This window comes from Dapis brunnea BLCC-M229, from assembly GCF_050015995.1.
Classification (GTDB): Bacteria; Cyanobacteriota; Cyanobacteriia; order Cyanobacteriales; family Microcoleaceae; genus Trichodesmium.
This window is the reverse complement of sequence record NZ_JBNHEP010000268.1, coordinates 1-22,456: the sequence shown is the minus strand read 5'-3', so window position 1 is coordinate 22,456 and position 22,456 is coordinate 1. Positions and strand designations below refer to the sequence as shown.

Genomic DNA, 22,456 nt, shown 5'->3' with positions numbered 1-22,456 from the left:
TTGACTCAATCCTATCCGTTTTAAGAAGGGGTAATTATTAATTATTAATTGTTCACTGTTAATTGCTGAAGCCTTTCCCAATTTGACAAATTTCATATTAGCAGAGTCAAGAAAAGCATCAGAAAAATTTCCTTCATTGAGAAAAGTTTTAGTTAAATCTACACAAGCCAAACAAAAACCTGCCAAATCAACCTTTTCCAGGTATAAACTTTTTAAATTTGCCCCTACTAAATTTGTTGAACAAAAACCTCATTCTCCTAGGTGATATCGACTATTTAATTCTTCAGCATTCATTTTGATTTATTCCTACAGTTCCCAATAATTTCTCATTAAATTGTAAATATATTCTAATTATATTCGATTACATATACATATAGATAAATTTTATGAATATTTGTTGATATAAATAATCAAAAAAAACAGCCATTATAATTTAAATTTTTCAGTTAATAGCAACAATATTTTTAGGGAAAAGTTGTACCATCTGGCATAATAGCTCCTCTCATATCTGCATCTCGTAAATTAGTTTTATTCAGCTTCGCGTCAATCAAAACAGCTTTAACCAATATTGCCCCTGTCAGATTTGACCAACTTAATTTAGCCCGAAATAAATTCGCCCCACTGAGATTAGCACCTCGTAAAGTAGTCCAACTAGCATTAGTAGTTCGTAGTTTTGCTCCACTTAAATTCGCTTCACTCAGAGTCGCTCCAATAGTAGTAGATTTACTCAAATCAGCTTCACTCAGATTAGAACCACTTAACATAGCTCCACTTAGAATTCCATTTGTCAGATTTACCTCCTCCAAAATTGATTCATTCATCAAAGCATTTGTTAAATTAGCAAACTCTAAATTAGAACCACTTAAAATAGCCCTAATCAAATTAACACGAATCATTGTAGCTTCACTCAAATTAGCTTCAGTCAAATTCGCCTGACTTAAATTAGCCTCCGTTAAGTTAGCACCCCTTAAATCAGCTTGACTCAAATTAGCTTCTCTAGAATTAGAACCCCGTAGATTAGCTCCACTCAAATTAGCATTAGTAAAGTCAGTTTTCACCAGAGTTGTTCCAATCAAATTCGCTTCGCTCAAATTCGTTCCACTTAAATAAGCATCCCCCAAACTCACCTCTCTGAAATTAACTCCACTGAGGTTAGCACCCTTCAATATCGCATTACGGAGATTTGCCCTAGTAAAATTAGCATTACTTAAATCAGCTCCGGTTAAATCAATTCCTACCAGGGTAATACCTTTAAAATTTCTTTCCCCTGCTGCATATTGCTTGAGAAGTTCCTCAGCCTCCATTTGCTCTGCCTCAAAGTTTTTCTATTTTATATTTTATATTTAAAGCAGGACATTACAAATTACTAAGGTAAAAAATCTCAAACTCAAAAGTCAAAAACATGACCCCATTGATGAATCAAAGAGCTTGCAAGACTGAAAGTTTTTCTCCCTCTCCAATAATAAATCCGGGGGCTTGTATACAGTTGATTTTTTTGGTCAAATAAAAGAGTAGAGTCAAAAAATACTATGCCAGAAAATAGAAGAAGCCAATTAGTGACTAAAGGAGTACAACGCGCTCCAAACCGAGCCATGCTGAGAGCTGTAGGTTTTGAAGATTCAGACTTTACCAAACCAATTATCGGAGTTGCCAATGCCTATAGCACCATTACTCCCTGCAACATGGGTATTAACGATCTGGCCACACGAGCCATGAGCGGAACGAAAGAAGCCGGAGGAATGCCACAGATATTTGGCACTATTACTATTAGCGATGGTATTTCTATGGGTACTGAGGGAATGAAATATTCCCTAGTTTCCAGAGATGTAATTGCCGACTCCATCGAAACAGTTTGTAATGGCCAAACAATGGATGGAGTTCTTGCTATTGGTGGGTGTGACAAAAATATGCCAGGAGCAATGATAGCGATCGCCCGCATGAACATCCCAGCTATATTTGTCTACGGTGGTACCATCAAACCAGGCAACTATAATGGCGAAGACTTAACAGTTGTGAGTGCTTTTGAAGCAGTAGGAAAATATAGTGCAGGAAAAATTGACGAAACAGAATTAACAGAAGTAGAACGTAGAGCTTGTCCTGGTGCTGGTTCCTGCGGGGGAATGTTCACTGCCAATACCATGTCTTCAGCTTTTGAAGCAATGGGTATGAGTCTAATGTACTCATCAACAATGGCTGCCGAAGATGCAGAAAAAGCAGATAGCACAGAAAAATCAGCTCATGTATTAGTAGAAGCTATTCGGAAACAAATTTTACCTAGGCAAATTATTACCCGCAAAGCCATCGAAAATGCAATTTCAGTAATTATGGCTGTAGGGGGTTCCACAAATGCAGTATTACACCTACTGGCGATCGCTCATGCTGCCGAAGTGGAATTATCTTTAGATGATTTTGAAACAATTAGAGCGCGAGTACCTGTATTGTGCGACCTAAAACCAAGTGGTAGATACGTTACAACAAATTTGCATCAAGCAGGTGGCATCCCTATAGTAATGAAAATGCTCCTAGAACATGACCTACTCCACCCAGACGCTTTAACCATAACAGGTAAAACTATTGGAGAGCAACTAGCAGACGTACCTTCAGAACCACCCTCCAATCAAGATGTGATTCGCCCTTGGGATAATCCCATGTATGCTCAAGGACACTTAGCTATTTTAAAAGGAAATCTAGCAACTGAGGGAGCAGTTGCCAAAATTACAGGAGTAAAAAACCCAGAAATAACAGGTCCAGCAAGAGTATTTGAGTCAGAGGAAGCTTGCTTAGAAGCAATATTAGCAGGCAAAATTCAAGCAGGAGATATTATCGTAGTTCGTTATGAAGGTCCGAAAGGTGGACCAGGAATGCGGGAAATGTTGGCACCAACTTCCGCTATTATTGGTGCAGGTTTAGGGGATAAAGTAGGATTGATTACTGATGGTAGATTTTCTGGTGGTACTTACGGTATGGTAGTTGGTCATGTAGCTCCAGAAGCAGCAGTAGGTGGAGCGATCGCTCTAATTAAAGAAGGAGAGATGATTACTATTGATGCTCATAAGCGTTTACTACAATTAAATATTTCTGATGAGGAACTAGAAAAGCGTCGTCAAGTATGGGAACCACCGACACCCCGATATACTAGAGGTGTATTAGCTAAGTATGCTAAGTTAGTTTCTTCTAGCAGTGTTGGAGCAGTAACTGACGCTGAATTGGATTGAAATTTACCGCGTTACTGAAGCGCGGGTATGGTTTTTGTGCTTAGGGGGTAGGTAAGACTGTAGGGGTTTGGAGATCAAACCCTTGCGTTCATAGATATTAGAATCTATGGGTAGGTTTTTGTATCAATCTATCAATCTTTAGTTGTGCTTCAGCAAATGAAACGACTATTGCTCTATACGCAATAGGAAAATTCCATCATCCACCTCTGGGAGCTTCAACAAATGAAATTACTATTGCTCTATACGCAATAGAAAAGGAAAAAATTTCACCATCCATCTCCGGGAGCTTCAGCAAATGAAACAACTATTGCTCTATACGCAATAGAAAAGGAAAAAATTTCACCATCTACCTCCGGGAGCTTCAGCAAATGAAAAAAAATCAGCACGCCAAAGGATTTTCAGTTGCATCCTCACAAAAAGTATGATATATTAAAAAGTATTGACGAAAATTCGCCCATATACATGATTTTTTATTCAACTAAGAATAGTATAGTTTTTCAGCGATAGAACTCCGTTCCGCTTCGCCAACGCAAACGTTGTAGAAAAGAAAACCAACCTCAAAAATATCAAATGGTTTCTATAGAAAGCTATAGTCATGGTGATAGAACATAAAGTATATTTTTCCTACTAGACATCTCCAATAATCAAAAATAAAATTAATTACTATATACAAATCATCAATTATTTCCTCCCAGTCTCTGCTCCCTATTCCCTATAGTTATGAATTATTCTCAGCCGCCTCGTAATTCTCAAACTCTCTTAGGTAGTATTACCCAAGTAGTAAAAACTATTCATGCTGGTGTCAACTTTTCTCGACTAGCACTGAGACCTAATGCCAAAGTACCTGAACTCTGGATACAGGAAGCAGAAGCTACTCCAACTAAAAAATATCCTCTTTTAGGCGATCGCTACTTACTAGGTCGTTCCTCCCAAGCCTGTGATATTGTCATTCGTAATCCCCTAATTAGCAAAATTCATCTATCAGTCTCACGAGATTCAAACAGAGCTAACGCCCCTTATATCATCAAAGATGAAAATTCCGCTAATGGTATCTACAATGGAAAAAAACAGATTTCTAGTCTTCCTTTACGTCATGGCGATATATTAACTTTAGGACCACCTGCATTAGCTGATGCTGTTAAAGTTAGGTATATCCATCCTCCTGCGTGGTATATTCCAATCCTTCGTTATAGTTTCTTTGGCATTTCTGGATTCACTGCTTTGGTCAGTTTAATTATTTTGTTGGAATGGACAAAATTTCAGGTAGACCCCTTACCTAACCCAATTACTGGCCCAGTAGTTGTCTACGCTCGTGACGGAAAAACTCCTCTACGTCCTGCCTATAGAAATGCCCATTATGAATTGGGGCGCATCTCTAAATTTTCTCAATATTTACCTGATGCGGTCATTGCCTCTGAAGATAGTCGCTTTTATTGGCATTTTGGCGTAGACCCCATCGGAATTGCTAGAGCAGCATTGACAAATTTACGGTCAGATGGTATAAGCGAGGGAGGAAGTACGGTTACTCAACAACTAGCGAGAAGCATATATAGAGACTATGTAGGTACAGAAGATTCTGCTGGTAGGAAAATACGAGAAGCAATTGTCTCTCTTAAATTAGAAGCTTTTTATAATAAAAATGAAGTTTTATTAGCTTATCTAAATAAAGTTTATTTAGGATTAGATTTATATGGATTTGAAGATGCTGCTAGATTTTATTTTGGCAAGAGCGCTCAAGATTTAACTTTGTCAGAAGCAGCAACATTAGTAGGGATTTTACCAGCACCCAATAGTTTTAATCCAGTACAAAATTATGAACTAGCTGTACAAAAAAGAGATGGAGTTATCTATCGAATGCTGAGTTTAGGGATGATAGACCAACAACAAGCAGATAGAGCTAGGCGATCGCGAATAGAAATTAATCCTAAAGCTAAAGAAATTATCCAAGGTACATTAGCACCTTATTATTATAGTCATGTATTTACCGAATTAGAAGAATTATTAGGAGAAGACTTAGCTAGAGAAGGAAATTTTATTGTTCAAACAGCTTTAAACCAAGAAATTCAAACCAAGGCAGAAACAACTTTACAAGATAGCATTAATAATACTGGTTCTTATGTTAACTTCTCTCAAGGTGCTATAGTCACAATAGATTCTAGGAATGGGGAAGTCATCGCTCTGACCGGAGGTGCAGATTACCAACAGAGTCAGTTTAACCGGGCGACTCAAGCACAACGTCAACCAGGGTCTACTTTTAAAGTCTTTGCTTATGCTGCTGCCATAGAAAGGGGGATACCACCAACAAAATTATATTCTTGTAGTTCCCTCAGGTGGATGGGTGTGAGTTACGGCGGTTGTCAACGCAGTAACGGTAATACAAATATGTACACAGGTATAGCAATGTCTGAAAATGTAGTAGCTTTGCGAGTCGCTCAACAGGTAGGTTTAGATAGGGTGGTAAGAATGGCAAGGCGTTTAGGGATTAAGTCTAAGTTAAATGCTGTACCTGGGTTAATTTTGGGTCAAAGTGAAGTTAATGTTTTGGAAATGACTGGTGCTTATGGAGTATTTGCTAATCGTGGAGTGGCGAATAAACCCCATACTATTAGGAAAATTATAGATAGTAGTGATTGTGGCGATCGCAATAATATTTACACTTGTCGCTGCATTTATTCATATAACCCAGATCCAAATTGTGAAAACCCCCAGGGAGATATTCAAGCTAACCAACCTATTCTGCAACCATACATAGCAGACACAATGACTCAAATGCTCCAAGGAGTGGTGCAATTTGGTACCGGTAGTAGTGCTAATCTGGGATTAGGAGAAGCGGGTAAAACGGGTACAACTAATAGAGCAGTAGATTTATGGTTTATTGGATATATTCCAAACCAAAGTATAGTTACAGGAATTTGGTTAGGAAATGATGATAACTCTCCTACTTATGGCAGTAGTAGTCAAGCTGCTCAATTATGGGGAAATTATATGAAAAAGGTTGTGGGTGAATAATAAGAGGGTTGTTCAATAATGAATAATGAATAATTAATAATGAATAATTAATAATTACCTCTTCTTGAAAACGGATAGGATTGACTAATCATGAAAATTTTTATTTATTATCCCCTATCCAAGGGGAGGCTTTAAACCAAAATTTTTCGGTAATGGGTAATTAGTAATAGCTTTGTAACTTAAGGTTTGATTTTAGAACAATTGATCAGAGATTGACGATGAGCATCTACTTTCTGTTCATCTAAAGACTCTTCTCGGTAGTTATATGAACCAATAAACATTCCTCCCATAGGGTAATAACCTTTTGGTTTTTCTTTCTGATAGTCGTTCCATTCATCCCGATTAGTCCATATTGTACCATTAAACCATCCTAATACCTTAGCCCATTCCCTTATAAATTTTGCGTCATCTTTTTGAGTTATTTTTTCTAGTTCTTGAAACTTTTGTTTTTGGTAACTAAAACTCAATGAACGTTCACCTGAAGTATTTTTCCAAAGTTGATCGATAATATACAAGTGTTCGCATGGAAAATTCCTGATATGATTTGGCTTTAAATAGTTATTTTTTACATCATCATAGTCATTAGACATCTCCATAATATGATACATAAGCTCGTAGGTAATCTTGTCTGCAGCACTCCATCTCTCTTCCTTTAAATCAGTAAATATCTGTGTATAATAACGTTCAATAGCCCAAGAATAACCTTTACCTTTCCAATATTCTGATAATAATTCTAAATCAAAATCAATAGTAACTTTGATAGGTGCTGACTCTTCTTTGAACTCTACACCAGAAGAGTCAATATAACGGTCAACAACTTTATAATAAAAAGTATCTTTTGCTGTAAAATCTTGTGGAGGAGTATAGATAAGATTCTGATTATTGTTAGGATTTATGCTAACAGTACCATCATTTTGAGTTTCTTCATTTTCCACCACAACAGTCAAGTTTTCTTTGTCTCCACGGTCTTTATCATTGATATGATTAGAAAAATCAATATTGATTTGTTTATTTTTATTATTAAAACGAATGTTTATAGGGCTTCCTGTAGGTTTTGTATTCTTTACTATAACTTTTACTTCTATAGGGTTAGAGTATTCGTCAAAAGAGTCTTTAAGTGTATAATCAAAAGTATCTACCCCTACAAAATTATTGAGAGGTGTATATTTAATAGTATCATTATCATCTATAACAGCGACACGCAGAACGCTTTTCGGTGAAACCTGATGGATTTTGAATTTATTACCGTCAGGATCTTCATCATTTTCAATCAATTCACTCTTTTTAATTATTCTAGTGTTATTTTTATTAGTCTCAAATCTATCTGGTTTTCCTTGAGGTGGTCTATTATTATTTACTTTACTGACTTCAATTGTAACATTCATCGGTTTTGATACCAAACTACAGTCATTAATAACTGCACGATCGCCGTTTGGGGTGTCATAATTACAAATAACTTTGTCACTATTGTCACTTTTGATATCTACTTTTTTTATCCTCATATCTTTATTAATAAGATGAATATTAATAGGATATTTTTTAGATACCAAGTTTGGCATTGCTATTCCCGAAAGTAAACCCAAAACAAAAGTAAAAACAGCAGAACAAATACAGATAGTAAAGTAATATTTAGGAAATTTAGGGATATCGAGTAGCTCTGGTGGTAGGTCTGGCCAAATTTCTTTTAACGCTTCTACAGAAATTGCTCGTCCCCTTTCACCATTTCCTTCCATATCAGTAGCAACACCTAGAACACAATTTTGCTTTGAATCAACAATAGGTGCCCCACTATAACCTTTTTGAAGTAAGCCTTTTGTGATTCTTAGTTTCCAAGTTGTTACTTGTTCAACAGATCCTTCTATTGATTGGGTCAAAAAAGTTCTTTCTCCTACTTCTCCCTCAATTTCTTCAGCAGAATGTCTTTTCAACTCTCCATAAAAATAGTAACCTAAAATCTTAATTTTGCTCCCCTTTGCTCTTTCTAAAATTCTCAATTTCAAAAGTCGAATATCTGAGGGTAGTACAGCTCGCAACACGGCTAAATCAAAACCACTCTTATTTCCTATTGCTACAACTTCTGCAGGAGTGTTATTCACTAAGACATTTTCCTCACCACCTACATCTTTAACTACATGAGCACAAGTAAGGAAGTAAGTGTGATACTGTGTTCGATAAAAAGCAAATCCAGTACCAATAACTTTTGCTTCTCTATCAACACTACTAGCACTGCTAATTAAAACAATAGATTTTTCAAGGTGCCTGCTCATTCTCCGACTCTATTAAAAATTTACTAATATAATATCTACTAAAATAAAATTTTATATATAGATAAATTATATGTCTATAATTTCAATTATTGACCCCACTCAGTCTTATACCTTTGCTGACTATTTTAAATTAAATTCTGAACCTGACGATATTCTATCCTATTTTGGTTATGAATATGAATCGCGATCGCTTACTTTACCCCAAACCCATCGTCAACTCGAAGGATTAGACATTTTAAAACAACGCTTAGAAGAAATTTTACCCTATGTCAGTTTAACTAGCGAAATGGCTAGAAGGGAGTTTCTTATTGCTCCTGTTTTGATGGAATCAATTCACTACACCCAAGCTAAAATTAAGGTGGGGTATTCTTTAAAAGTTAGCGAACAGTTGAAAGGTGAATTAGATTATTTTATCCAAACCCAAACTCAGTTTTTAGTTATTGAAGCCAAAAATGCTGACTTACAAAGAGGTTTCACACAACTTGCAGTAGAATTGATTGCTTTAGAGCAAGCAGAATTTACTAGCTATTCTTTGTTATATGGTGCAGTATCAATGGGTAATATTTGGCAATTTGCAGTTCTTGATACTCAAAAAAAGCAAATTATACAAGATATAAATTTGTATCGAGTTCCCAAAGACTTGTTAGAATTACTCCAGATTATTGTAGGAATCTTAGAATAATGGATAATGGATAATGGATAATTGATAATTAGAAATATAGCAATCCTATTTAATTGGTGTCAAAAATATTGCTACTATTTGGGAATATAGCAGTTTTCAGCCTGGAGAGGTACATTAATGTACCTCACGCTTCTTGGGAAATGCTATAGTTGAGGAGGTAATTGATAATTAATTCCCAGACCTTTAAGACTTTTCCTTTTAATTTGATACCTAAGAGACTGTTTGTAAAATAAGTATTAAGAGAACATGCGAGTGACTAAAATCTAAAAGCGGTAATACTTCAAGAGATTGAAATTTGGTAGGTAGAGAAGTATTCAGTACATATATTCCTAGATTTTTAAGCGACAAATATTTGTCTTGATTTCTTCCTCCTTATTCCCTATTCCCTATTCCCTATTCCCTGTTCCCTGTTCCCTGTTCCCTGTTCCCTGTTCCCTATCTCCTTTTTATATTTCCTTTACAAACAATCTCTAAAAAGGCTACAAGTTTTGTAAGAATTCAGCCGTCAGCTATTAGCTAGCTAACAACTGAATGCTGACCAACTTTTATCTGTAAATACTTTTAGATTTAATCAGAAAAACCTAATTATAGGTAGTTGTCATTATTAATTATCCATTATTAATTATTAATTAAAATACAGCCTTTTCTAGCAGGTAAATATAACTCTAATTTACTAGATTTATTTTCTCCTTGCCAAGATATTTCACAATTACCATAAACAACTTTATTGGGTTGAGATTTAAGCTTACTAACACTAACACTAACCGTTGCTTTTTCGGTACCAATATTAACACCTATAATAATTTCATCCTCTCCTAAAATACGAGCAAATACATAAACATTTTCTTCGGCAAACAAAACTTGATAATTACCAGTACGCAAAGCTGGATATTCATTTCTGATAGCAATTAACTTTTTATGATATTCGAGAACTAGATTATCCCATTTTTCAGTAGTAGGAAAACCACGACGAGAGTCAGGGTCTAACTTTCCTGGTAAACCTACTTCATCACCATAATAAATACTTGGTGCGCCGGGAAAAGTCATCAATAATAAAGTAGCTAATTCAACACTTGCTTTATCCCCTTGAGCAATACTCAAAACTCTAGCTGTATCGTGACTGTCTAATAAATTGAGTTGAGTTAATTGAATTTCCCAAGGATAGAGTTGCAACAACTCTTCCATTTTTTGACCGTATTCAACAGCAGATATAGCTGGGTAAGTTGAATAGTCACGGTCTTTCACTTGCTCAATATCAACACGATCGCCCGCTGTAAATGCAATAGTCGGACCCGTAAACAAATAATTCATCACTCCATCAAACTGACTACCATCCAACCATTGTAAGCAGTCACTCCAGACCTCACCCACAATATACGCTTCTGGGTTAATAGCTTTGACGCGATCGCGAAATTCTTGCCAAAACCCAGGAGTCTTCACCTCAAACGGTACATCCAACCGCCAACCATCAATGCCAAATTCTAACCAATATTCGCCAATTTCCATAATGTATTCTTTCACTTCTGGGTTATCGTGATTGAATACAGGTAAAGCACGGTTGCCTATCCATCCGACATAATTAGCAGGTAAACTGCCATCGTAAGCAGACAGAGGCCAATTTTCTATTTTAAACCAATGTAACCAGGGAGAATGAGGACCGTTTTCTAAGATATCGTTAAAGAAATAGAAACCCCGACTAGCGTGGTTGAAAACTCCATCCAGAACAACTTTAATATTGCGATCGTGAGCAGCATCTATTAATACTCTTAAAGCTTCATTACCTCCTAAAATTGGATCGACTCGATAATAGTCATGGGTATGATAACGATGGTTACAAGTTGATTGAAAAATTGGGGTGAAATAAATGGCGTTGACACCAAGGTCTTGAATATAGTCAAGTTTTTCGATGACACCCCAGAGGTTCCCTCCTTTGTAACCTTGAGGAGTAGGAAGTTCATCCCAAGATTCTAGGATGGTGGGATATGAACCTTTGTCTATTCCTTTTCTGGTTTTGCTGGGTGGTTGACCTTTAGCAAAACGGTCTGGGAAAATTTGGTAAAATACAGCGTGTTTTACCCATTCTGGTGTTTGAATTTGCATAGATAAACTTTTGAGTTAGGTTATTCTACTCAAAGTTATCAGATATTGAATTTGTTGTAAAATTCTGTAACGATATCTTCTATTTCTATATTTAAGTTTAGTATAATGAGCATATTTATTAGTCTGAGGTTAGATAACTATGACATGGCTAAAACTGACAAAAAAAGCTCTACAATTAAAGGAACAAAATAGTACGATAGAAGAAGTTAAAGTTGAATCTTATCCAAAGAACCCTACAGAAGATTGGATAGAAGAATTTCCTACAAGATGGTTTGAGGGTGAAGGTGCACCAAAAACTATGATTATTTCTAGGAATGAGTATGAGCCACTGAACATTGAAAATATTAAAAAAGGAGCAATTCAACTTAAGATATTAGAGAAACTAGACCCAAATAATGATCTCGACGATCAGCAAATATCTGACAAACTAAAAAAAATATCTGACAAACTAAAAAATTTAAGCCAGAATTCAGGAGTAGATATATTAACACTGGCTTTTTATAGTACCCAACTTATCAGCAAAAAGAAATTAGAAGAAACATCTACCCAAGAACAACTTCAAAAAATTTGTGATATTTTAGGTTGTGAGATTAATGATTTGAAGGGAGAAGAAGTAGATATACCATTATTTAAGTTTGACATAGATCTTTATATTAAGAAAAAGTATCAAAATGAAGCTGAGTTTATGAAAAAGACAGGCACTTCAGCAGAATTTATAGAGATTCTTAGAACTGAGCATATAGATATATCTTTTAATAATCCTTCTAATAATCCTTTCGGTGATTATACATGGACGGATAATATAGAAGACTGGGTACGGGGATTTTTCAATTGGTAGTCTTGTACAAGTAGTGATTTTTGTGGTTAGATTCCTGAGTGTGAAAGGGGTTTACTTTATAGATACAGCGCTTTCCATTGCCCGTGAGGTAAACCTATCGCAGGCAAGATGCCCGCACTAGAAAGCTTTATAATTCGGGCGGAATCTGCCGTATCACTACATTTACAGGACTATAGCAATCCTAAATAGGTTGGGACAAATCAAAAAGTAGATAAAAAAGTTGAAACTCCTACCTGTTGCCTGTTGCCTGTTGCCTAAAAAGCAGTGAGATTTTTGCCACGAATAAAATAGGATTGCTATAACTTTTAATTAATTTAAAATACTTCTCAAAGTATCACATGAAAAAGTCTAATTCAAATAATATTCGTAGTATTTATTTTACAAATAATCTGGAAAACAAAGACTTTGTAAATTCACAAGCTGGGCATCATATAATCCGTAAAATATTGGTCGTAGGAGCTGGAATATTTGGTACTATTTTATCAACTATAATACCTTTAGTTTCAGGAGTATTGCTGTCTATTATATTTGAAGATTTATCGGATGAATCTTCTTTTGGCAAAACAGAACTTGGATTAATAATATTAGTACCTTATATTTTTTTCTTATATTTAGCTGCGAATGGCATCAAAATAAATACTTTTATTGTAATTGCTTTGATATCTTGTATTACAATTGTATTTATTCATTTTATAAAAATTAATACAATAATTCAATTACTACCATTCATTGGATTTCTTGTTGTTATAGTATACTTAGGAATAATAATAATTGGAACTGCAATAAGTTTTACATCTGTAGCTAGCGAAATTATAAGTGATTTTTTGATTCTAAGCACTGCTATTTTGGCAGCTATAGCTATTACTGGAAAAACTGATAATCCACAACAGGAACAAAAAGAAATAATAATATATATTTCAGAAATTGCCACAATTTTTACAGGTTATATTATTTCTAGAAAAGCTATCAGAGGCTCCCCACAATTTGCATGGATAAAAAAAATAGCTATATTTTTATCCGCCACAGGTGGAACATCTTTTTACGGTGTCGATCTAACAGATGCTTGTTTCGATAATTCACACTTACCACATACAGATTTTAGAAAAGCTATATTAACTCGTGCTAGTTTTAAAAATGTTACAGGATTAGAATTATCTAGACTCCAAGATACAATTTTAGAAAATCCTCATGTAAGAAAGCTACTTACAAATCCAGAAGATGGCGCTGGCAAAGATTATACTGGAGCAAATTTTAGTGGAGCTAACTTAAAAGGAGCTAATTTAGCAGGAGCTATTCTCATAGGAGCAAACTTAAATGGTGCAGACTTAACAGATGCTAATTTAGAAGGAGCAAATTTATCTAAAGCTCAACTCTTAGATGTAGATTTTTCCAGAGCTAATCTAACAGAAACCTGTCTAGAAGATTGCAGTAAAAATAGTCGTACTTGCTTTAAAGATGTTAATTGTAAAAGAATTTATATTAAACAAGGCAAACACGGTTTTTTAGAACCCAAACCAGACAGTGGAGAATTTAAAGATGGTGAATTTGAAAGATGGATAGATCAACTTCAAGAAACTGTAGATGTACTTTTACATGATTTTGATTTTAATTTTAGCGGTTGGAAAGCTCTAGGTACTGCTTTAGATAAAACAGCAAATGAATATCAAGGAATCAATAAAAGCCGCTGGAAAATAGAACAAAAAGATGAGAATGTAGTTCTCGCACAAATTGGTGTTTCACCAACCGCAGACAAACCAGCAATTCATCAGAGCATTACAAATTATTATTATAACGAATTATCAATTCAAGGTCATAAAGCTAATATATTATTAAACCCTTCAGAAAAGGTAGAAATTATGGAAAACAAAAATGAAAATCCTCAAGTTAGTGGCGATTTAGTTAGTGGAGATAAAACCACATCTGGAGATGTTAATCTGAGTGGCGTTAATCTCACGAATTCTGGAAGTATGGCATTAGTAAATCTCAACGGTCAAATTAGCAACACGATTCAACAACTTCAGGATATTAAAACAGAAAAAGGCGAAGATTTAGCAATTATTTTAACTGCTTTGCAAGAATCAATTAATCATGATTCTACACTTTCAGAAACTCAAAAAGAAGAAGCTCTTGAAGCTGTAGAAACCATAGCAGAAGAAGCCAAAAAAACACCAGCAGAACGCGTGCGAAAACTTTGTTCCATGGCATTGAATGCTTTGAAAGGTCTAACAGCAGCAGTGACAGATACTAGCAAACTAGCAACTACTCTCAAAACTTATCTGCCAACTCTAACTGGACTTCTTGGCTTATAAAAAATTTTAATTTTTAGTGGTGTGTAGGGTTTGTAAAAGGACATTGAAAAAAGCAGAAGGCAAGGTCAGAAAGAAAAATTCTTCCCAAGGAATTTTCAGAGTTTTATAAGAAACCGGGCTTATGGGAGACAGATGTGAGTATGGTAGGGGGACATACAAACCCGGTTTCTACACCTTATCTATACCGATACTACCGAATTTAATATTAAACCCATTCCTATTAGAGAAAAGATAATGAGCGATCGCCTCCCCATAACCAAAATTTAACCTCACCATATATAAATATCTACGTATAGCAACACATAGATAGGTTAGAAGATTTATAAATGCTCAAACTCACTCAGGGGCTACTTCTGACATCTAACATCTAACATCTAACTTCTGACGTCTGACTCCTCCTATATCTACCCCCTTGCCAACGATCCCCTACCGTTGGACACTGAGAAAGGCAATATCATTGGCAGTGAGGTTCAACCGTGAAAAACGTACTAAGTATAATTTTAGGCGGTGGCGCAGGTACCCGTCTCTATCCATTAACAAAACTGCGGGCCAAACCAGCAGTACCCCTAGCCGGGAAATATCGGTTGATAGATATTCCCATCAGTAACTGCATTAACTCAGAAATGCAGAAGATATATGTTATGACCCAATTCAACTCCGCTTCTCTCAACCGTCATATCACTCGCGCCTATAACTTCCCTGGTTTCAGTGAAGGTTTTGTAGAAGTTCTCGCGGCTCAACAAACTAAAGATAATCCAGAGTGGTTCCAAGGAACAGCAGATGCTGTCCGTAAATATATCTGGTTATTTAAAGAGTGGGATGTTGATTATTATCTAATTCTCTCCGGAGACCATCTCTACCGCATGGACTATCGGGAGTTCGTCCAACGCCATATTGACACCAACGCAGATATTACTCTGTCTGTCTTGCCCATTGATGAAGCACGGGCATCTGATTTTGGTTTAATGAAAATTGATGAGTCTGGTCGGATTATTGAGTTTAGCGAAAAACCTAAAGGGGACGATCTAAAAATTATGGCAGTGGATACCACTGTTTTAGGAGTTAGTCCAGAAGTCGCTAAAGAACAACCCTACATTGCTTCTATGGGGATTTATGTCTTTAATAAAGATGTCATGGTCAAACTATTGGAAGAATCCCAAGCTCCAGATTTTGGTAAACAAATTTTGCCTAATTCGGCTAAAGATTATAATGTTCAAGCTTACCCATTTCAAGGTTATTGGGAAGATATCGGGACTATTCGGTCATTCTATGAAGCTAATTTGGCTTTGACACAACAGCCTCAGCCTCCCTTTAGCTTTTATGATGAAAAAGCTCCTATCTATACTCGCTCTCGCTACTTACCGCCAAGTAAACTTTTGGACTGCCAGATTACAGAGTCAATTGTTGGAGAAGGTTGTATTCTTAAACAATGCCGGATTGACCATTGTGTTTTAGGTGTGCGCTCTCGTGTAGAAGCTGGCTCTATAATAGAAGATTCTCTGCTGATGGGTTGTGATTTCTATGAACCTTTTGCCGAACGTCAATCTGGTATGAATGAGGGTAAGATACCATTGGGTATTGGTGCTGAAACGACTATTCGTGGGGCAATTATTGATAAGAATGCCCGAATTGGCCGTAATGTCCAAATAATCAATAAAGACAAGATAGAAGAAGCTCAACGTGAGGATGAAGGATTCATCATTCGCAGTGGTATTGTTGTTGTATTGAAAAATGCTATTATCCCTGATGGAACAGTGATTTAGTAATTTTTTCACTGTAAGTAATTAGTTGGTTAGTGGTTATCAGTAAATACTACTAACCACTAAATATTAACCAAAAAAATGAGGTCTCCAGTCTCCCCTTTTAAGGGGATTAAAGAAATCAAAGGTCAGTATTTTAATTCCGATGCTTGAATCGGAGGTACTTTTGTGCCGAGGAAGTTATTGGTAGTTTATCTCAACGTTGGTTGAAGAACCGCACTCTCGGTCAGGGGAGCGTCGCATGGGAAAACCAATCAATGTTGCGGTTCTTACAATAGTATGCTTATCCTCTATACTATAAGACTGGTGGGCTAACAGTGTCAGCGCCAGTCGCTCATGGGGGAGACCCCCAAGACCGCGCTGTCTTGTCTGTGGAGCGACCGTAAGACCGAAAAGAGGGAAAGTGGAGGTAGGTGCTATGAAGCAGAAAGCCCCTATCAGTGATGTTAGGCAATCTCGCGTTGTCGCGTCAGCGAAACATCGGGAGGATGTCAAGACTAGACTAATTATTCTGATCGGACTTCCAGCTAGTGGTAAATCTACTCTAGCCAGGAAAATAGTATCTAGATATCCTCGGTGTCAATTAATTTCTACTGATGCTATCCGGGCTCAATTATTTGGTGATGAAGCAATTCAAGGGCCTTGGCTTCAAGTTTGGCAGGAAGTACAACAACAATTTCACCAAGCTGTAAGCCTAAAATCTTTAGCTATATATGATGCTACTAATACCCAACGTCGGCGACGAAAAGAACTGATTGAGCTTGCTAGAGAAACTGGATTTAGCTATATAACTGGTTTATGGCTTGACAAATCATTGGAGTTATGCTTAGAAAGAAATAAACAACGACAACGCCAAGTGCCAGAAGAAGTAATAATGAAAATGTCTCGACAATTAACAAATGTTCTCCCAAGTTGTGAAGAAGGATTTGATCGACTGCAACGAATTACTAGATAATATTGTTCTATAAATATTCATTATTTATTACAAAAAAATAATCTTTATTTCTACATTATTTGTAATCTAAAATAATTTCTATGTTACTGTTTCGTTTTTAATTTTGAATGATGGTAATTCCCATTTCAATAATTAATAATTACCTTTCCTGGAAAAAAAGAGGATTGACGCTTAAGGAAAATTTTTTATTTTTTATGGTTTAAAGCCTCTCCTTTAAACCTTAATTATTTGGTAAATAGATTACATGAACCAGTATTGAAAGTAATTTAAAATCGAGGAAACAAACAAGATGGTTACTAATATCTGAAAAATAGGGTACGGCAATTGCTATTAGTCTTTCAGGAAAAACCGAACTTGACTAAATCTTAAGCTTTGATAACTTGAAATTAAGAAGCTCAATCATAATATCGAGTCCCCTTGATTAATCACTAATATCGGGGGGTAGTTCTTGCAGTTGTTGGCAGAAAAATTGTCTCCAACCTCAATATCTAGGTTGAAACCTACTTATATCAGTTTGATAAATTTTTGCTACAACATAGTTAGAGTAATGCTTAAGAGTCAGGAGTCAAGAGGAATAAAATTGCAGCATTTTTTGTTTTCATCTATCTCTTTTAGTCAAAAAGACATTCACATAAAGCCCTTTTCACTCAAGCTTATTTATAATATTCTTTTTTCACGCTTAGTATTATACATCAGAAAGTATAATTGTTGCTCAGAAAGAGCAGATATTAGATATTGCCAAACAAACTGTAATGGTACTGAAAATATTAGTGTTTCCAAATCAGTTAAAACTATAATTTCATTTTTTATATTCCCAAAAACTATCTTATTACCAAAAAATCGTGGTCTAAAGCTTCCCCTTTTAAGGGGATAAAAACAAGAGAATTCTGTATTTCAATCCCGAAGCTTTCCTAGGTCATGCTGCGCAAACAGCTAGAGGTACTGATAACTGATAACTGATAACTGAAATGACCTCCCACTATTCCCTCAAACATTTAACTTTATGTTCAGATATCAAATGTTAATGCTATATCATTCGTCAAGTAAAAAGTAATCATATATTAACATTAAGTAGTCACTCAAAAATATTCATATAAGGAGGAAAATAAATGGCTAAAACTGATTTTAAAGATTATTACTCAATCTTAGGTTTAACTAAAAGTTCTAGTGCAGAAGAAATAAAAAAAGCTTACCGTAAATTAGCTCGGAAATATCACCCAGATATGAACCCTGGCGATCGCCAAGCAGAAGCTAGTTTCAAAGAAGTTAACGAAGCTTATGAAGTTTTATCAGATCCAGAAAAACGCAAAAAATATGACCAATTTGGTCAATACTGGAAACAGGTAGGCTCTAGTGGTAGTGGATGGCCTGGTGGCACAAGTGGTAGTACCGTAGATTTTAGTGGATTTGACTTTAGTCAGTATGCCAGCTTTGATGATTTTATTAATACTTTATTAGGACGTAGTGGTAATCCCGGTAGTAGTAATCGTGGTGGACGACGAACTTATACCTACAACACAAATACAGGTTGGCCAGGCGGATTTGGTAATGGATTTGATGGTGCTTCTGGTTTTGATAGTCGTAAGTCGGCAACTTCCCTAAATTTAGAAGCTGACATTACTCTTACTTTTGCAGAAGCTTTTCGGGGAACACAAAAACGTGTGGGTAGTGGAGAAGTCTCAATTCCCCCTGGAGTTAAATCCGGAAGTAAAATTAGAGTTAAAGGTAGAGGTCAACTAGATCAATATACTAAGCAAAGGGGAGATTTGTATTTAAAGGTAGAAATTCAGTCTCACTCTTTTTACCAGTTTGAGGGAGATAATTTATTGTGTGAAGTGCCAATAACTCCAGATGAAGCTGTATTGGGTACGTCTATTGAAGTACCAACTCCTGATGGGATGGTCAATGTTAATGTTCCTGCGGGTATTCGTTCTGGTCAGTCTTTGCGGTTACGGGGTAAGGGATGGCCTAAACCCAAATCAGGGGAACGTACCGATCAGTTAGTAAGAATTATTATTACTGCTCCAAAAAATATTAGTTCTTTAGAAAGGGAATGTTATGAGAAAATTAAAGCTAATCGTACTTTTGAGCCTCGCAGTCATTTAAAAAATGTATCTCTTTAGTTAGGGTTTGCTAAAAAATTCTTTTGCTAAGAGTAGAACTCAGAACTCAGAAGAAATAGAAATTATAGAGGAGGTAGTCGGAAGAATTTTCCCTTAGTTTTTCTGCCCTTGTCTCCCCAAAATTCTAACTTTTTCAGCTTTTTAGACTGAAAAGCTGTAAATTTTTGCGATCAAAAAAGGCACTTACCTAGATCTGTCAATGCTTTGATAGTTAATCAGCAACCCCTAGTTTAAGTTAATAGTGCCAAGCCATTTTTAAGTCAAAAGTCAATTTCAGGACTTTTGACATTGGTTATAAATATCTATCCTTTTTAAGATTATTAAATGAAAAAATGGCAACATGAAAAAAAAGAAAAAAATACATCAACATTTAACAAGAACAGGACTTACCCAGAAACTGGATTTATGACCCTAATTCAGTGCTTGATATTGCAAATTTTCGTCGATCGAGCTGCTTTCTTAGTAGGAATGCGTAAGTCCTATATCTATATAAGCATAACGGTAATATTAAATATATTATTATCTAGTCCTGCCCAAGCAGAATCATTTGAAAACTTATTAAAAAGTTCATTAACTCCAGCAGAGGTAGAAATACATAATATTATGGGTGATAAACAAGCATTAGAAACAGCTCGTAATGCTTGTCTATCTCTACAGAAAGGTAGTTCTGTTCAAGAATTTTCTACTCAGGCAGCTATATCACTACTTCAGTTAGGTTTAACACCAGAGCAATTACAAACAGCAGCTCTCTATACAGGTAAGGTAATAGCTACAGGTGTAACTTCTTTTTGCCCAGAATACAAATCAAAGTTACAAGAGTTACAACTATAATCTAAATCACAAAATTGGTTTCCCCTTTTGCTTCTCCATTTGTTATTACTTTTTCCTTATTAATCAAAAAATTATGAAGGAAAATTTACAAATGAAATTTAGTGTTGTAATTACAATATATAATCGCTTAGATTTATTAAAACGGGCAATTAATTCAGCTTTAGAACAAACCATTGAATGGGAAATAATTGTGGTTGATAATTGTTAAACAGACGGTACAGAAGAATATTTGAAAAGCTTGGGCGATCGCCTCATTTACTATCGTACTACTTCTAACGAATGTCACGCGGGTACAATAAATGTAGGCGTCAAAAATGCTCAGGGAGACTGAATAAAACCAGTGGATGATGATGACTATCTAGCACCTAATTGTATTGAATAAATGACTAAAGCAATTACTCTTCATCTTCAAGCAGTAATTCTTTCTTATCAAGCAGTACAAGTTGATACTAATGAGAACGATTAAACTGGATTTATAGCGGTTTTCACAAAGGTAGACTACAGAGAAAAACAGGTATGTTTGAAGTTTAATAAGTTACAGTTCTGACAGTTGTATTCTATATTAATGAAAACCGTTATAATATTATATGGAATTCCTCTACAATAAAATTAAAACTACTTGTTTAAGAATTTTAATGACTAGAAAAAACTCCCCGTTCTCGCAGTTGCAGCATAAAATACTCTTCAAGGCTAATCCTTTCTATATTCATATTAATTAGTGTAGCTTTCATTAATCCCAGACTAACTAAAAATTCTTGAGGGTTTCCTTGCAAATGACCTTGCCAAAAATTATTCTCAAATTCTAAATCTGGTATCCATTGTTTAAGTATTTCCAGATTACCACTTTTACCCTTAACATAATAGGTTTCATTTGTGCCTAATATTTCATCCAAAGTACCAATACAAATTAATTCTCCTTCAGCAAGAATAGCTATCCTATCGCAAATTTTCTCCACATCTGATAAAACATGACTATTAAAAAAAATAGTCTTTCCTTGTTCTTTGAGCGAGACAATAATTTCTCTGATTTGATAACGCCCCATTGGATCTAAACCTGACATAGGTTCATCTAAAAACACTAACTCTGGGTCATTAATCAAAGCTTGTGCCATGCCAACTCTTTGCAACATTCCTTTGGAATATTGACGTAGTTGCTTTCTAATAGCTGTTGATTTAGATAATCCAACTAACTCAAGTAACTCTGGAATTCTTTGTTTTTGTATTAATGTTGGTATTTGAAATAATCCTGCTACAAACTCCAGGAATTCCCATCCAGTCAGATAGTCATAAAAATAAGGATTTTCTGGTAAGTAACCAATTTTTTCTTTAACTGAGCGCTCGCCTATTGGTTGCCCTAACAAAATTGCTGCTCCAGATGTAGGGCGTACAATTCCCAGTAAAGTTTTGAGTAAGGTGGTTTTACCTGCACCATTCTGTCCCAAAAGTCCAAAAGTTTCCCCTTGATAAACTGTCAAATTACAGTTTTTAAGAGACTCTATTTTTTGATTCATCCAAAAGCCAGTGCGGTATAATTTACCTAAATTAGCAGTTTCTATTACTGGCAACTTTTCTGGTGTTTTCTCTTCAAGGGGAAAATTGACAGTAGATTCCATAAAAATTCAGTTTATATATTTAATTTCTTATTTTTTAGCATAAACTGAGAGACTGTTTGTAAAGGAAATATAAAAAGGATATAGGGAACAGGGAACAGGGAACAGGGAATAGGGAATAGGTATGGAGGGAGGAAGAAATCAAGACAACTATTTGTAAGTTAAAAATCTGGGAATATATGTACCTTTAAACCTCTGGTATCTAGGAAATTTCAATCTCTTGAAGTACTACCGCTTTTAGATTTTAGTCATTATTTGCTCTGTTAAGACTTATTTTACAAACAGTCTCTAACGAGCAGAATGCTTGTGTTACCACTCCCGATAGCTCCAGACTTCCAGTCTTTAACAAATATACTACTTTGGCGTAAGTCCTGAAATAATAAAATTTTATACCTCATATCAAATCCGTTGGCTTCAGAGTAATATAATTCCGTCGATCGTTATACAATGGGTAAGGGCGAATGGCCATTCGTCCCTACAATATAGACTCGGATCTTTAATACTGAATAACACCGATGCTACCGGATTTGATATCACGCGCCTCCGAAATTGCTGTAAAATTTTCCATCAAACAAATCAAAAAAAAACCCCTCCAAACGGAGGGGTTTTTTTTAGTAATTAAGATTTAACCAATCAGTTAAAAATTAACCCTTAATAGAAGGAGCTTCTACTGCTGCTAAATCTAGAGGGAAGTTGTGAGCATTACGCTCGTGCATTACTTCCATACCTAAGTTAGCGCGGTTGATGATGTCTGCCC

The 22,456-nt window shown here is 35.6% G+C and carries 15 protein-coding genes and 1 pseudogene; 10 read left to right on the top strand and 6 right to left on the bottom strand.

The window, feature by feature from the left end:
- Both ACP6PM_RS30765 and ACP6PM_RS30760 read right to left on the bottom strand, forming a co-directional pair.
- On the bottom strand, positions 1-186 hold a 186-nt coding region (locus ACP6PM_RS30765; RefSeq protein ID WP_426590681.1), incomplete at its 3' end, for a hypothetical protein.
- 278 nt (positions 187-464) lie between these two features.
- Positions 465-1,304, bottom strand: coding sequence for a pentapeptide repeat-containing protein (locus ACP6PM_RS30760; RefSeq protein ID WP_426590680.1), 840 nt, complete (start codon positions 1,302-1,304; stop codon positions 465-467).
- A gap of 225 nt (positions 1,305-1,529) precedes the next feature.
- On the opposite strand from ACP6PM_RS30760, the gene ilvD reads away from it, so the two are divergent.
- Together ilvD and ACP6PM_RS30750 are read left to right on the top strand one after the other, a co-directional pair.
- Complete coding sequence (gene ilvD / locus ACP6PM_RS30755) at positions 1,530-3,215, top strand: dihydroxy-acid dehydratase (protein WP_426590679.1); 1,686 nt, start codon at positions 1,530-1,532, stop codon at positions 3,213-3,215.
- 720 nt (positions 3,216-3,935) lie between these two features.
- Complete coding sequence (locus ACP6PM_RS30750; protein WP_426590678.1) at positions 3,936-6,224, top strand: PBP1A family penicillin-binding protein; 2,289 nt, start codon at positions 3,936-3,938, stop codon at positions 6,222-6,224.
- Between the two features lie 179 nt (positions 6,225-6,403).
- On the opposite strand, the gene ACP6PM_RS30745 is transcribed toward ACP6PM_RS30750, so the two are convergent.
- A complete protein-coding gene (locus ACP6PM_RS30745) occupies positions 6,404-8,491 on the bottom strand; it encodes an Ig-like domain-containing protein (protein WP_426590677.1) in 2,088 nt (695 codons plus the stop codon).
- Between the two features lie 70 nt (positions 8,492-8,561).
- Between ACP6PM_RS30745 and ACP6PM_RS30740 the strand changes: the two genes are divergently transcribed.
- Entirely contained in the window at positions 8,562-9,173 is a 612-nt protein-coding gene (locus tag ACP6PM_RS30740) for a hypothetical protein (protein ID WP_426590676.1), read from the top strand.
- Between the two features lie 618 nt (positions 9,174-9,791).
- On the opposite strand, the gene ACP6PM_RS30735 is transcribed toward ACP6PM_RS30740, so the two are convergent.
- On the bottom strand, positions 9,792-11,273 hold the full coding sequence (locus tag ACP6PM_RS30735) for a glycoside hydrolase family 13 protein (protein WP_426590675.1): 1,482 nt from the start codon (positions 11,271-11,273) through the stop codon (positions 9,792-9,794).
- A 139-nt stretch (positions 11,274-11,412) separates the two neighbouring features.
- Between ACP6PM_RS30735 and ACP6PM_RS30730 the strand changes: the two genes are divergently transcribed.
- From ACP6PM_RS30730 to ACP6PM_RS30700, 7 genes are all read left to right on the top strand, one after another.
- Positions 11,413-12,111: a hypothetical protein gene (locus ACP6PM_RS30730; RefSeq protein ID WP_426590674.1), complete on the top strand. Its 699-nt coding sequence runs from the start codon at positions 11,413-11,415 to the stop codon at positions 12,109-12,111.
- 338 nt (positions 12,112-12,449) lie between these two features.
- Positions 12,450-14,420, top strand: a complete 1,971-nt coding sequence (locus ACP6PM_RS30725) for a pentapeptide repeat-containing protein (RefSeq protein WP_426590673.1) — start codon at positions 12,450-12,452, stop codon at positions 14,418-14,420.
- 476 nt (positions 14,421-14,896) lie between these two features.
- Positions 14,897-16,183, top strand: a complete 1,287-nt coding sequence (locus ACP6PM_RS30720) for a glucose-1-phosphate adenylyltransferase (protein ID WP_426590672.1) — start codon at positions 14,897-14,899, stop codon at positions 16,181-16,183.
- A 415-nt stretch (positions 16,184-16,598) separates the two neighbouring features.
- A complete protein-coding gene (locus ACP6PM_RS30715) occupies positions 16,599-17,135 on the top strand; it encodes an AAA family ATPase (RefSeq protein ID WP_426590671.1) in 537 nt (178 codons plus the stop codon).
- Between the two features lie 1,109 nt (positions 17,136-18,244).
- A complete protein-coding gene (locus ACP6PM_RS30710) occupies positions 18,245-19,258 on the top strand; it encodes a DnaJ C-terminal domain-containing protein (RefSeq protein ID WP_426590670.1) in 1,014 nt (337 codons plus the stop codon).
- Positions 19,259-19,582: 324 nt separating this feature from the next.
- Complete coding sequence (locus tag ACP6PM_RS30705) at positions 19,583-20,089, top strand: hypothetical protein (RefSeq protein WP_426590669.1); 507 nt, start codon at positions 19,583-19,585, stop codon at positions 20,087-20,089.
- 91 nt (positions 20,090-20,180) lie between these two features.
- On the top strand, positions 20,181-20,297 hold the full coding sequence (locus ACP6PM_RS30700) for a glycosyltransferase family 2 protein (RefSeq protein ID WP_426590668.1): 117 nt from the start codon (positions 20,181-20,183) through the stop codon (positions 20,295-20,297).
- A gap of 424 nt (positions 20,298-20,721) precedes the next feature.
- Here ACP6PM_RS30700 and ACP6PM_RS30695 read toward each other — a convergent pair whose 3' ends face one another.
- Both ACP6PM_RS30695 and ACP6PM_RS30690 read right to left on the bottom strand, forming a co-directional pair.
- Entirely contained in the window at positions 20,722-21,702 is a 981-nt protein-coding gene (locus ACP6PM_RS30695; protein ID WP_426590667.1) for an ABC transporter ATP-binding protein, read from the bottom strand.
- Positions 21,703-22,343: 641 nt separating this feature from the next.
- Positions 22,344-22,456 (bottom strand): annotated as a pseudogene (locus tag ACP6PM_RS30690) (photosystem II q(b) protein); the annotation flags it as partial.